This window comes from Congregibacter brevis, assembly GCF_045689245.1.
Lineage (GTDB): Bacteria > Pseudomonadota > Gammaproteobacteria > Pseudomonadales > Halieaceae > Congregibacter > Congregibacter brevis.
Window position 1 is genome coordinate 2,591,700 of the sequence record NZ_CP136865.1, and the last position, 12,296, is coordinate 2,603,995.

Sequence of the window (12,296 nt, forward strand, 5' to 3'; positions counted from 1 at the left end):
TGAGATTTGTCTCTACAGGCTTGGGAACACTGCTTTTAAGTCATCGAATAAGCCATGGTACGCAGCGTTAAGGTTGCTGTTGTTTTAAACCTGTTTCGAAGTTCATGGCGATAAAACGCGACCCAACATAAAATTACTATATTTAAATTTACTACTTACATTTTAGATTCATCGTGATTTTCGCGATAAAAAATTCAAAAGGGGACCTTAGTGAACAAATCTGACCTTATCGACGCAATTGCGTCTGCCGCCGACATCAACAAGTCTGATGCAGGTCGTGCACTTGATGCAGTCGTTGACAGCATTACGGACACTCTGAAAAAAGGTGATCAAGTATCACTCGTGGGTTTTGGCACCTTCTCTGTAAAGCACCGCGCAGCGAGAGATGGCCGCAACCCCCAGACGGGTGAGACAATCAAGATCAAAGCGTCTAACGTACCGGGATTCAAGGCTGGTAAAGCCCTGAAGGACGCCGTTAACTCGTAAGACCCCCCACCTGCGTTTGGGGGCCGGGCGAGCAAAGTTAGCTCGACGTCGTCAACGGAGTTTTCGGGAGTTCAATCAAGGCGCACCTCTGGTGCGCCTTGTGCGTAAAGGCTAGTAAGTTAAGACCGTACACCATCACCTTAGGGTAATAGATCAATGCTGCAGGACATCCGGGCAAATGCTCAGGGAACAGTCGCCAAAGTTATTATCGGGCTGATTGTTATCTCGTTTTCTATCTTTGGAATTGAATCACTGCTGTTTAGCGGTGGATCTAATGGTGTCGCCGAGGTTAATGGTGAGGAGATATCCCCCTTTGCTCTTCAGCAGGAGCTATCCGTACAGCAGCGTCAGTTGCTGTCGATTCTCGGCGAGGACGCAGATCCCGCACTTCTGGATCAGGCACTGTTGAGCCAGCAGGCTCTGGAGACCTTGATACAGCGCGAGATTATTAAGCAGGCCGCGGGTGATATGGGCTTGAACACGTCGGACCAGGCGCTCGCAGACATTATAGGGTCCATGCAGCAGTTCCAAATTGACGGGCAGTTTTCCCCCGATATGTTTCAAAGTGCTTTGGCCAGCGCAGGCTTTACGCAGGCATTGTTTCGGGAACGTCTCTCCGAAGACATCGAAATTGGACAGTTGCGCGCGGGTTTAGCAGGTAGTGACTTTGCTACCGACGCGGAACTGGAGCTTGCGTCCGCCATTGCGACGGAAGGACGAGATGTACGATACATCACTTTGCCGTTGATCGATTTCATCGCGTCCGTCGAAGTGAGTGACGCCGATATTCAGGCTTTCTACGAGGACAATGCAGAGCGTTTTCAAAGCGAAGAGAGTCTTGTACTCGAATACCTTGAGTTAACTTTAGATCGTTATCGAAAGGACATTGATGAATCCCGAGTCCGTGAGGAGTTCGAGCTTGTTCGTGATGAGTTTGAGCTGGCAACGGAAGCGCGGGTGTCGCACATCCTGGTGGAAGGTGATGACGATGAGAGAGCGGAGCGTATCGCTGCAGCACAGGCTGCGCTAAGCGGAGGTATGAGTTTTGCCGATGCCGCCGCCGAGTTCTCCGATGATATCGGGTCGTCACAGTACGAAGGTGATTTGGGATACACGGCAGGAGATACCTTCCCTGAGCCAATGGAAGAGGCGATAGCGACTCTTGCCGTGGGCGAGCAGTCTGGTCCTATCGAAACCGAAGCGGGTACACATCTTATTCTGGTCACGGATCGACGAGACGGCAGCAGTGTGAGTTTTGAAGAAGTGGCTGCTGAACTAGAAGACCGCATCGCCAATCGAGACGCTTCTGCAGATCTTCTGTCAGATGTAGAAAGACTTCGCGATATTGCTTTTAACGCAGCGGATCTCAGAGACCCGGCAGAAGCATTGGAGTTGACTGTTGAAACTTCGGAAGCGATTACCCGTAACCAGAGAGAAGGCTTATTCAGTCGCCCGGCCCTTATTCAGGCGGCTTTTTCCGAGGATGTACTTGAGGCCGGCCACAATAGTGAAGTTGTGGAATTGAGTCCCGAGCAGTTTGTATTGCTTCGTGTCGCAGAGAGGCGTCCTCCCGCGCAAATGCCGTTGGCAGAAGTTAGCGCACAGATCGAGGCGCAGTTGCGCGAAAGTCGCGCCAAAGACGCTGCCGCTGCGCAGGCGCTTGAGCTCTTGGCGGCGCTGGAAGAGGGTGGCAGCGTAGAAGACGCCGCTAATGCAGCTGGCTTTCAGTGGCAGGTTGAACTGGGAGCCCAAAGGGATAGTAGGACACTTCCTGGCGTTGTTCGGGAGCGTGTATTCGCGATGGCCGCACCGGGCGAAGGCAGCGCTCAGCGAGAGATAGTTTCTGAGGATCCCGATGCCACCTACCTCGTAGAATTGGCGCGAGTGAGTGCTGGCAACCCTGCTGATCTCCCCCTGGAAGAATTGCGCGGCCTTCGACAGCGCATCGCGGGCGAAACGGGAGGCACGCTCCAGCAGCAGTACGAGAGCAGTCTGCGAGAGCGAGCTGAGGTCGTCGTTTACTAGGTATTGTCGATTGGCTAGTTCGTTACAGAGCCTTGTAGATTCTATTGTTTCTGCCACCGCGGGTCTTCCGGATGCTGCTGCTCTCGCGCGTTGGTCTCCTGAATTAAGCGGTGATATCGACATCCGTATTCTCACAAACGGTAGCTGGACCCACAACGGCGAACCTATTCTCAGAGAAGGACTTGTGCGTGTATTCGCTTCGCTTTTGCGGCGAGAGGACGACGGCGACTATTATCTTGTAACGCCCGCTGAGAAGTGGCGGATACAGGTAGAACGACATGCCTTGGTTGGTGTGGATTGCGAGCACACGGACGGCATCTGGAAAGTTCTACTCAACACCGGTGGACGCTGTCGTGTCGGCGGCGGCAATCGCCTTCATGTCGCTGGTAGCGATGGGGAACCTTACCTGGAAGTTCCCAATGGCCTGAGTGCGCAGATAAGCAGAGCGGCGTGGTATCGCCTTCTGGACGCGGCTCTCGTCGATGAGGAGCGAGCCTATATCATTAGCGCGGGTGAAGAGGTCTCCTTGGGCGCTACCAGCTAGGGCTCTGAAAGCCTCTGAGGTTCCATCATGGCACTGCCGGGCTGAACCGTGGGGCATCCCCCATGGACACTCTGCGCGACGCACCACAGAGCGTCTCCAAGGCTTACATGTTGGGGTAGTTGGGCCCACCAAAGCCTTCGGGTGTCACCCAGGTGATGTTCTGTGCCGGATCCTTGATGTCACAGGTCTTGCAGTGAACACAGTTCTGGGCATTGATCTGGAAGCGCTTGCCTTGCTCATCCTCCACAATCTCATAAACGCCAGCAGGGCAGTAGCGCTGTGCAGGCTCGTCGAAGAGCGGCAGATTAGACTCAATGGGCACGCTACTGTTTGCTAGTGTGAGGTGACAGGGCTGATCTTCTTCATGGTTGGTGTTTGACAAAAACACCGATGAGAGGCGATCAAAACTGATGACGTTATCGGGCTTGGGATAATCGATCTTTTTACACTCCGCTGCTGGCTTAAGCGCTGCATAGTCGGGCTTGCTGTCGTGCAATGTGAACGGGACTTTGCCGGCGAAGATGTTCTGGTCGATCCAGACCATGGCAGCACCGAGCATAAAGCCAAACTTATGCATGTAGCCCGAGAAGTTACGTGTGCTGTAAAGCTCTTTGTAGAGCCAGGAATCCCGTACCTTGGTTTCGAAGCTATCAAGCTGAGCCGGGGGCGCGTCAGAGATTAAAGCCTCGACCACAGCTTCCGCTGCAATGAGCCCGCTTTTCATTGCTGTGTGGTTGCCCTTAATTTTCACAGAGTTGAGTGTCCCTGCATCACAGCCGATGAGCAGGCCGCCCGGGAACTGCATCTGTGGAAGAGAGTTCAGGCCGCCTTTCGCGATTGCTCGCGCTCCATAGCTTAAGCGTGAGCCGCCCTCGAGATACTTCAAGGTCTCTGGGTGATGCTTCCAGCGTTGGAACTCCTCGTAGGGAGAAACATGAGGGTTGCTGTAGTTGAGGTCGGTGATAAAGCCGATGTACACCTGGTTATCGTCAGCGTGATAAAGAAATGCGCCGCCACTGGAACCACTTTCCTTCAGGGGCCAGCCCAGACCGTGTACCACCAATCCGGGTTGATGCTTGTCCGCGGGAATCTCCCAAATCTCCTTAATACCGATCCCGTAGTGCTGGGGGTCCTTGCCTTCATCGAGGCCGAACTTACTGATGATTTGCTTGCCCAGATGACCTCGGCAACCTTCGGCAAACAGCGTGTATTTTGCGTGGAGTTCCATGCCGCGCATGTAGCTGTCTTTCTCTTCACCGTCTGCGCTTATGCCCATGTCGCCCGTGGCGATGCCTTTTACACTTCCGTCGTCGCCGTAAAGTACTTCTGAGGCAGCAAACCCAGGATAGACCTCGACGCCAAGGTTTTCCGCTTGCTCTGCGAGCCATCGACAGACGTTGCCCATAGACACAATGTAGTTACCTTCGTTATGCGTCGGCTTGGGGATGGCAAAGTTCGGCAGCTTGGTCGCAGACTTTTCGCCGGTATAAAAGTAAAAGTGGTCTTCTGTAACTTTCGTTTTTAGTGGGGCACCCATCTCTTCCCAAGTAGGAAACAGCTCGTTGAGGGCATGGGGCTCGAGCACGGCACCAGAGAGAATGTGCGCGCCAACTTCAGAGCCCTTCTCTACCACGCAGACGCTGATTTCACGATCATTCTCCTGCGCCAGCTGCATGATTCGGCAAGCCGCTGACAGTCCTGAGGGACCGGCGCCGACAATAACGACATCGAATTCCATGGCTTCGCGTTCCACTGGGTAACCTCTCTAGCTTTTGATTAAGCGCCCGGAGCCGGGCGTCGGTAAGTTAACAGCGTGATTATAAAGTTTTGGGCACCCATAGCGCCACAGATAGCGCCACAGACTTTTCTACCCAAGCAACGTGCTAATTGCTGCGCAAAGTGCTAGGCCGAAGGGGTGTAGAACAGGGGATAGCTTTTTACATGAAGTTAAGACCGAGCGGTGAATGCTCGTGGTGATCTTCGGGGGGCGCGGCAAATTCCGCTATCATAGAGTGGTGAGGCGCTGCTAAAGGTCGCTATTGACCTTAGAAGGCAATGTCGGCACCATTTGCCCCCGATTTTCCGAGGGGCTGCGTTCTGGCACCCCGAACGGCCACTAAACCCCGATTAACCCATCATGGGAGAGAGTATGAAGGTTCTCGTCGCAGTCAAGCGTGTCGTCGACTATAACGTCAAGGTGCGCGCCAAGGCCGACGGTTCAGACGTCGATCTGAACAACGTCAAGATGTCCATTAACCCGTTCTGCGAGATTGCAGTCGAGGAAGCAGTGCGGTTGAAGGAAGCTGGTACAGCGACCGAGATCGTTGCGGTGTCCGTCGGCGAGAAGAGCTGCCAAGAGCAAATTCGCACGGCGCTGGCGCTGGGTGCCGATCGAGGTATCCAGGTTGAAGTAGAAGGCAGCCCGGAGCCGCTGGTGATTGCCAAGCTACTCAAGGGGATTGTGGAAAAAGAGGCCCCGGATCTCGTGATTCTCGGTAAGCAGTCTATCGATGGTGATAACAACCAGACCGGACAAATGCTGGGAGCGCTCGCGGGTATGCCCCAGGGAACGTTCGCCTCCGAGATCAAGGTCGAAGATGGAAAGCTCGCGGTAACCCGCGAAGTTGATGGCGGCATGCAGACCATCAGTCTGAATCTTCCAGCTATTGTTACTACGGATCTGCGTCTTAACGAGCCACGCTACGCATCTTTGCCCAACATCATGAAGGCAAAGAAGAAGCAGCTTGATGTACTGACGCCTGCCGAGCTCGGCGTTGCGGTCACAAGCCATCTGAGCGTGGTGAAGGTAGAGCCGCCACCCGAGCGTTCTGCAGGTATCAAGGTTGAGTCTGTTGAGCAACTGGTCGACAAATTGAAAAATGAAGCGAAGGTGATCTGATGAGTACTCTTGTTGTAGCAGAACATGACAACAGCAGCCTTAATGTAGCCACTCTGAATGCCGTTGCTGCGGCGCAGGCTCTGGGCGCTGACGTTGATATCCTTGTAGCTGGGGCTGATTGCGGTGGTGCTGCTGCCCAAGCGCAGGCCGTAGCGGGAATCCGCAAAGTACTTTGCGCTGACAATGCCGCGTATGCCACGCAGCTTGCTGAGAATCTGAGCTTGTTGATCGCCGACGTCGGAGCGGAGTACGACAACGTTCTTGCGGCTTCGACCAGTAACGGCAAGAACATCATGCCTCGCGTTGCAGCGCTGCTGGACGTCGCTCAAATCAGCGACATCATCAGTGTTGAGTCACCCGATACGTTTAAGCGTCCAATTTACGCGGGCAATGTCATTGCGACCGTGCAAAGCTCAGATGCGAAGAAAGTTATCACCGTGCGCACAACCGCGTTTGATGGCGTTGCAGCCGAAGGCGGTAGCGCAGAGCTGGTAGCAGTAGATGCTGCTCACGATGCGGGTATTTCTAGCTTCGTAAGCCAGGAGATTGCCGAGTCTGATCGTCCGGAGCTGACGGCGGCTTCCGTCGTGATATCGGGTGGTCGTGGCATGCAGAATGGAGATAACTTCCAGCTGCTGGACGGTATCGCCGACAAGCTGGGTGCCGCTATCGGCGCATCTCGCGCGGCGGTGGATGCCGGTTTCGTTCCTAACGATATGCAGGTTGGCCAGACGGGCAAGATCGTCGCACCAGACCTTTACATCGCTGTGGGAATCTCGGGCGCCATTCAGCACCTCGCTGGCATGAAGGATTCCAAGGTGATCGTTGCCATCAACAAGGACGAAGACGCACCGATTTTTCAGGTTGCTGACTACGGACTGGTTGCAGACCTCTTCGAGGCGCTGCCTGAGTTGGAAGCACAGATCTAGGTTTCTCGTCAGAAACGCGTGATCAAGAGCCGGCGAAAGCCGGCTTTTTTGTGCTTGTCGTGTATGAGTAGTGTATGAGTTGTGTATGAGTCGCGTGTCAGTCGCGTCTCAGACGATCGCTGATCGCTATGGGGGTAGGGTAGTTAAGGACGACAATATAAGAGGACACCAGCAGGGTGATGATTGTTGTCGCCTGAACCGTAAGCGAGGCTTGCAGCCCGAGGAGTCCAGCGTCGAAGGCGATATAAGCGATTAAGAGTGAGAACTCACTAGCCTGCCCCAGACGGAAGCCCAGGTCCCAGGCAAGACTCGTGCGCTCGCTCATCCCTTTGAGCAACACTCTATAGGTTATGGGCTTCATGGTGAGTACGAGCAGCGCCAGACATACCGCCGGAAGCCAAACTTGCTCGAGCATGGCTAGGTCGAAACGTGCACCCACGGCGAAGAAGAACAATATGAGGAAGAAATCCCTGAGCGGTTTGAGGTTGACAGCTATGTATTGAGAGATCGGGCTGGTGGCGATGCTGACACCGGCGACAAAAGCGCCAATTTCAGCTGATAGCCCCAGCAGTTGAGCCGACTCGGCCATGCCAAGACACCAGCCGATAGCCAGTAGGAATATGTACTCGTGGAAGCGATCAAATTTTTGGATCAGTTTGAGAAGCACGTAACGCACCACAGCCCAGGCGACAAGACCCAGTAGGGGAAGGGCGATAAGAACCTTCGCAATATGCCAGGCGGCGTCTCCTTCCTCGGCGCTACCACTGGCGATGATCAGCACCAGCACGATGATCGCTAGCAAATCCTGCAACAAAAGCAGGCCAATCATCATTTCGCCGATGTGTTTGTGATGCAAAATCGTCGTCGGTAATAGTTTGATACCAATGATCGTCGACGAGAACATCATAGCCACGGCTACGATGATCGCCTCGCCGAGCTCCTTGAAAAAGAAGCTCGCGAGCATCCAGGAGGTCAGAAAGAAGATCGCCGAACTTACAAGCCCTACCACCGTTGACTTACGGATCGTTGCAAACAGCGCCTGAGGCTGCATGTCGAGACCCAAAAGAAAGAGTAGAAATATAATTCCGATATGCCCGATGTCGGAGAGCTGCTGCAGATCCGTCACCAGGCTGAATCCAGACGGCCCGATAAGCGCACCTAAGGCAATGTAGGCGATTATCAGTGGTTGTCGTGTGTACAGCGCTACCGATGCCAACGCGGCGGCACCGGTGAAAATCAGAAAAAAAGCAAAGGTGACGGAGCTAGGGTCCATGACAACTTATGCGATGAGCGATAGTGGAGTGTAGCAGGCGCTAGCGGTTCTCCAATCACAGAGGCGTTCGCTTAGGTGTTAGCCTTGCGAAGGAGTAATGGCTTAGCCTCCCGAGCATCGGCTTGATAGGTCTGGGAAAAGCCTGGTAACGCCCTTGCGTCTGACGCCGTCTCACTGTCTTCAAGGGTGTCGAAACCGCAGCGATTCAGAAAGACCCACTGATCGGCGAGGATATCTCCCCCTGCGATAAGCTGGCTGGTATACCCCAGTTGACGGAGCTTGCCGGCGTGGCTGAAGCCTCGGCCGTCCATAAAGCCAGCAAAGACAATCCTGATGGATGATACCTTCACAAGCCCCTCGTAGTGCTCATGCAAATCGTCCGCGCCAGCAATAGTTACAAGTGCATTTGCTGGCTTGCCGGATTCGGTCCACTCGGCAAGCGTGTAGTGAGGTAGCGCAGGGTTTGCCGGTGCCGCGCCAAGCTCAGGCGAACCTTCAGGAGTTTCCATAGACTGCCTCTTTAAACGGTTCAACACCGCAGCGCTCAAATACATGAAGGAACTGCTCTTCTTCCGAATCGCGAAGCTCCGTGTAGCGTTCCAGTAGTTTTTCTATAGCCTCGGGCAGATCCGCACGGCTGAAGGATGGGCCAAGAATCTTGGCGACCCTCGCCGTCCCCGCCTGAGAGCCTCCGATACAGACCTGATAAAACTCCTGCCCCTTCTTGTCGACCCCAAGGATGCCAATGTGGCCTACGTGGTGATGGCCGCAGGCATTCATGCAGCCGCTGATGTTGAGCTCTATGGGGCCCAGGTCAAACTGATAATCGAGTTTTTCGAAGCGCTCCTGCAGCGCCTGCGCGACAGGTAGTGATTTGGCATTGGCCAGAGAGCAAAAGTCGCCTCCCGGGCAGCAAATCATATCTGTTATGTGCCCTGCGTTAGAGGCGGCCAATCCCAATGGCTGAAGCGCCTCCCACAGCGCCATGAGCTCGCTTTCCCGAACATCCGCCAGAACGATATTCTGTTCATGGGTTGTTCTTAATTCGCCAAAAGAATACTCGTCAGCGAGCTGCGCGAGAGCATCCATTTGCGTCGCGCTGACGTCGCCAGGTGCCTGTCCCGTTGCTTTCAGGGTGATAGTCACCGCACGATAGCCCGGTTGTTTATGTGCCTGTGTGTTGCGTTTTACCCATGCTGCGAACAGGGGTTGTCGCTCGCAGGCATCCAATAGAAAAGCCGACTCTTGCGATGCGTCGGTGACCTCGTACGCAGGGGCGGTGAAGTGCGTCGCCATCTCTGCAAGAGAATCAGGTGTGAGTGTGTTAGGGCCGCTGCGGTTATGCTCCCACTCAGCATCGACCGCATCGCGGAATGCCGGAACGCCCATGGCCTTGACCAGAATCTTGATGCGCGCCTTGTACTTGTTGTCCCTGCGCCCGTGAAGGTTATAAATCCGTAAAATTGCTTCAAGATAACTGAGCAGATGCTCAGTCTCCACATCGTCGCGAATGAGCGAACCGACAACTGGAGTTCTGCCTAAGCCGCCGCCCACCAGGAATTTCAATCGCACCGCACCCGCGGCATTGCGGTACAGCTCTATCCCAATGTCGTGAAAATGGATTGCCGCTCGATCCTCGTCAGCCCCGTTCACTGCAATTTTGAATTTACGCGGTAGAAATGCGAATTCCGGGTGTAGCGTTGACCACTGGCGAATGATCTCGCAGTAAGGTCTTGGGTCTACGACTTCGTCGGCGGCAACGCCTGCAAATTGATCGGTTGTCGTGTTGCGAATACAGTTTCCGCTGGTTTGAATCGCGTGCATCTGTACCGCTGCCAGGTCAGCCAGGATGTCTGGCACGTCCGCCAGCTGCGGCCAGTTCAACTGGATGTTCTGGCGAGTACTAATGTGACCGTAGCCCTTGTCGTAGCGTCTGCTGATGTCAGCTATGGCTCGGAGTTGCTTGCTGCTGATCAACCCATAGGGCACGGCGATGCGTAGCATGGGAGCCAGACGCTGGACGTAGAGTCCATTTTGCAAGCGCAAAGGCAGGAACTCAGCGTCACTCAAGTCGCCGCTTAGATAGCGTTCGGTCTGATCTCGAAACTGCGCAACGCGCTCGTCTACGATGGTCTGATCTAGCTTGTCGTACTGATACATGAGAGTAGCGTCTTCAAAGGAGCGCGCACTTTAACAAAGCTACGGGGGTGCCACTATTGTAGTTTTTTATAAGCTTGGATGATTTGGTTATGGGCTTGTGTGGTCTGCCTTGACAGCTGCTTTGAATCAGCCAGAATCTTGGCGACTTTATGGAGATGACTACTAATGATCGAAGCTCTCGACCGGATATTGAGCAAGGGTATTGAGAACGGCGCAGCACCGGGTGTTACCGCTATTGTCGTGGATCGAGACGGAATTCGGTATGAGGGCGGTTTTGGAGAGCGGCGGCTGGGAAGTGGTGTCCCCATGACCCCTGATACCGTCGGGAAGATTTTCTCTATGACCAAGGCGGTCACTGCCACTGCGGCCATGCAACTGGTCGAGAGCGGTTTGCTAGACCTTGATGGTCCGGCGGCTGAAGTCTGCCCCAGGATTGGCGAAAGAGAAGTGCTTGCCGGATTCGATGACAATGGTGATCCCATCACACGACCCCCAGCATCGCCGGTCACACTGCGACAACTTCTCACCCACACCTCAGGCCTCAGTTACCACATGTGGGATCCCAGCTTGCTGCAGTGGCTTGAGGCTACGGGGTCTCCCGATATTGGCAGCCAGAAAAAGTCCGCTCTGAACCAACCTTTGATGTTTGATCCTGGTACACAGTGGCGCTATGGCATCGGCATAGACTGGGCGGGGCAGATGATAGAGGCGGCGTCGGGGCTGTCCTTGGAGGAATATTTCGCGAAGCATCTGACTGGCCCCTTGGGCATGACCGATACACACTTTGATTACACGGACTCGATGTTTTCCCGTGCAGCCCATCTGCACGCTCGCCTACCTGACGGCTCCTTTATGCCATTGCCCCTAGAACAGTCGGACCTCAGAGAGTTTGATGAGGGAGGCGGGGGACTCAAGGGCACCATGCGCGATTACGGCAGGTTCATTCGTATGATCCTCAATGACGGCGAGCTCGAGGGTGTGCGGGTTCTGAAGGCCGAAACCGTCGAGGCAATGTGTAGCAACCACATTGGTGAGCTTCGCGTTCAACCCATGAAGTCCTGCGTTGGTGGACTCAGCAATGATGGCGAGTTCTTTCCGGGTGAACCTAAATCCTGGGGTTTGAGCTTTCAGATTAACGAGACTCCAGGGTTTACCGGCCGACCCGCTGGAACCTTGATGTGGGCGGGTTTAGCCAATAGCTATTACTGGATTGATCGTGACACTGGTATTGGAGGGGCCTACCTCAGCCAGATTCTGCCGTTTGCCGATGCAGGTTCATCGGAGCTGTTCTTCGAGATGGAGACCGCCGTTTACAAAGGGCTTTGACTCGCGATCAAGACTTTACAGTGACAAGGGTCGCCTGTGAGTTAAGACTTGGGTCCAAGAGGGGAGAATGCTAAACTCCGCCCGCTCAAAAGGTGGTTTGACAAGCGCCCAGCGCAGCGCCATAAAACATCAGCGCACAACCTCAAACTCACACAAAATCACACAAAATCAATAGAACACAAGGATAGTTAGTGATGGCTTCAAGCGGATCTCAAAAATCAAACAGCATCGCCGATGCGATTGCCACGGTCGTTATCATGACGGTTGTTGTCGCCACCGTATCTTTTTGGCTTGCAGGAATGCCCAGCTGAGGCTATTCCTAGCGTCGGATTAACGACTGCTGAGCACCATACTCACCACGGCGTAGACCGTGCCGATAAACAGAGCAGTAAACAGTAAACCCGCAAATATGAACGTGCCCGCGCGACCCTGCTGAAAGTCCCGTTCGCGATTTTTACTGCTCTGAACGCCTAAGCCCGCAGCAAAAACACTACTGACCACCTGAAGCGGATTTAATGATTCCTGTGCCTTTTGGGTTCCTTGATCATTGCTTACGCTGCTAGGCGCTGCCTCAGCGCTTACTATTTCCGCTGATGTATCCGGATCTTTGCTCTTTTCACGATAACTCTGTTCTGCGCTCATCGTCATGCTTTC

At 54.2% G+C, this 12,296-nt stretch carries 12 protein-coding genes; 7 read left to right on the top strand and 5 right to left on the bottom strand.

Features of this window, described 5'->3' with window-relative positions; translation table 11 throughout:
- Positions 1-210: 210 nt before the first annotated feature.
- The 3 genes from R0137_RS11460 (at position 211) to R0137_RS11470 (ending at position 3,055) form a co-directional block, all read left to right on the top strand.
- Positions 211-486 carry an HU family DNA-binding protein gene (locus R0137_RS11460; protein ID WP_023659558.1) on the top strand — a complete coding sequence of 92 codons (276 nt, stop codon included), beginning with the start codon at positions 211-213 and terminating at the stop codon, positions 484-486.
- A gap of 156 nt (positions 487-642) precedes the next feature.
- Positions 643-2,511 (top strand): SurA N-terminal domain-containing protein, encoded by a 1,869-nt coding sequence (locus R0137_RS11465; protein WP_407326545.1) that lies wholly within the window; start codon positions 643-645, stop codon positions 2,509-2,511.
- 10 nt (positions 2,512-2,521) lie between these two features.
- The gene (locus tag R0137_RS11470; RefSeq protein ID WP_407326546.1) at positions 2,522-3,055 is read left to right on the top strand and encodes a DUF1285 domain-containing protein; all 534 of its coding nucleotides are present in this window, start codon (positions 2,522-2,524) and stop codon (positions 3,053-3,055) included.
- A 103-nt stretch (positions 3,056-3,158) separates the two neighbouring features.
- Here the strand turns inward: R0137_RS11470 and R0137_RS11475 are convergent, their stop codons facing one another.
- Positions 3,159-4,808 carry an electron transfer flavoprotein-ubiquinone oxidoreductase gene (locus tag R0137_RS11475; RefSeq protein ID WP_407326547.1) on the bottom strand — a complete coding sequence of 550 codons (1,650 nt, stop codon included), beginning with the start codon at positions 4,806-4,808 and terminating at the stop codon, positions 3,159-3,161.
- A gap of 396 nt (positions 4,809-5,204) precedes the next feature.
- On the opposite strand from R0137_RS11475, the gene R0137_RS11480 reads away from it, so the two are divergent.
- A complete protein-coding gene (locus R0137_RS11480) occupies positions 5,205-5,954 on the top strand; it encodes an electron transfer flavoprotein subunit beta/FixA family protein (RefSeq protein WP_407326548.1) in 750 nt (249 codons plus the stop codon).
- Positions 5,954-6,883 carry an electron transfer flavoprotein subunit alpha/FixB family protein gene (locus R0137_RS11485; RefSeq protein ID WP_407326549.1) on the top strand — a complete coding sequence of 310 codons (930 nt, stop codon included), beginning with the start codon at positions 5,954-5,956 and terminating at the stop codon, positions 6,881-6,883. The genes R0137_RS11480 and R0137_RS11485 overlap by 1 nt, the downstream gene beginning before the upstream one ends.
- A gap of 97 nt (positions 6,884-6,980) precedes the next feature.
- On the opposite strand, the gene R0137_RS11490 is transcribed toward R0137_RS11485, so the two are convergent.
- The 3 genes from R0137_RS11490 to R0137_RS11500 all read right to left on the bottom strand — a co-directional run bounded on the left by R0137_RS11490 (position 6,981) and on the right by R0137_RS11500 (position 10,316).
- The gene (locus R0137_RS11490) at positions 6,981-8,156 is read right to left on the bottom strand and encodes a cation:proton antiporter (protein ID WP_407326550.1); all 1,176 of its coding nucleotides are present in this window, start codon (positions 8,154-8,156) and stop codon (positions 6,981-6,983) included.
- A 71-nt stretch (positions 8,157-8,227) separates the two neighbouring features.
- Positions 8,228-8,665 carry a DUF934 domain-containing protein gene (locus R0137_RS11495; protein WP_407326551.1) on the bottom strand — a complete coding sequence of 146 codons (438 nt, stop codon included), beginning with the start codon at positions 8,663-8,665 and terminating at the stop codon, positions 8,228-8,230.
- Positions 8,652-10,316, bottom strand: a complete 1,665-nt coding sequence (locus R0137_RS11500; RefSeq protein ID WP_407326552.1) for a nitrite/sulfite reductase — start codon at positions 10,314-10,316, stop codon at positions 8,652-8,654. The genes R0137_RS11495 and R0137_RS11500 overlap by 14 nt, the downstream gene beginning before the upstream one ends.
- 165 nt (positions 10,317-10,481) lie before the next feature.
- On the opposite strand from R0137_RS11500, the gene R0137_RS11505 reads away from it, so the two are divergent.
- Positions 10,482-11,642 (top strand): serine hydrolase domain-containing protein, encoded by a 1,161-nt coding sequence (locus R0137_RS11505; RefSeq protein WP_407326553.1) that lies wholly within the window; start codon positions 10,482-10,484, stop codon positions 11,640-11,642.
- Between the two features lie 194 nt (positions 11,643-11,836).
- Positions 11,837-11,953: a methionine synthase gene (locus R0137_RS11510; protein WP_407326554.1), complete on the top strand. Its 117-nt coding sequence runs from the start codon at positions 11,837-11,839 to the stop codon at positions 11,951-11,953.
- A 19-nt stretch (positions 11,954-11,972) separates the two neighbouring features.
- Here the strand turns inward: R0137_RS11510 and R0137_RS11515 are convergent, their stop codons facing one another.
- The gene (locus tag R0137_RS11515) at positions 11,973-12,284 is read right to left on the bottom strand and encodes a DUF2970 domain-containing protein (protein WP_407326555.1); all 312 of its coding nucleotides are present in this window, start codon (positions 12,282-12,284) and stop codon (positions 11,973-11,975) included.
- Positions 12,285-12,296: the final 12 nt, after the last annotated feature.

Bases quoted from the DNA above. Each gene is read 5' to 3' on its own strand.
- R0137_RS11505 (WP_407326553.1), top strand. From the start codon at position 10,482: ATGATCGAAGCTCTCGACCGGATATTGAGCAAGGGTATTGAGAACGGC.
- R0137_RS11465 (WP_407326545.1), top strand. From the start codon at position 643: ATGCTGCAGGACATCCGGGCAAATGCTCAGGGAACAGTCGCCAAAGTT.
- R0137_RS11510 (WP_407326554.1), top strand. From the start codon at position 11,837: ATGGCTTCAAGCGGATCTCAAAAATCAAACAGCATCGCCGATGCGATT.
- R0137_RS11485 (WP_407326549.1), top strand. From the start codon at position 5,954: ATGAGTACTCTTGTTGTAGCAGAACATGACAACAGCAGCCTTAATGTA.
- R0137_RS11515 (WP_407326555.1), bottom strand. From the start codon at position 12,284: ATGAGCGCAGAACAGAGTTATCGTGAAAAGAGCAAAGATCCGGATACA.
- R0137_RS11500 (WP_407326552.1), bottom strand. From the start codon at position 10,316: ATGTATCAGTACGACAAGCTAGATCAGACCATCGTAGACGAGCGCGTT.
- R0137_RS11490 (WP_407326550.1), bottom strand. From the start codon at position 8,156: ATGGACCCTAGCTCCGTCACCTTTGCTTTTTTTCTGATTTTCACCGGT.
- R0137_RS11480 (WP_407326548.1), top strand. From the start codon at position 5,205: ATGAAGGTTCTCGTCGCAGTCAAGCGTGTCGTCGACTATAACGTCAAG.
- R0137_RS11495 (WP_407326551.1), bottom strand. From the start codon at position 8,665: ATGGAAACTCCTGAAGGTTCGCCTGAGCTTGGCGCGGCACCGGCAAAC.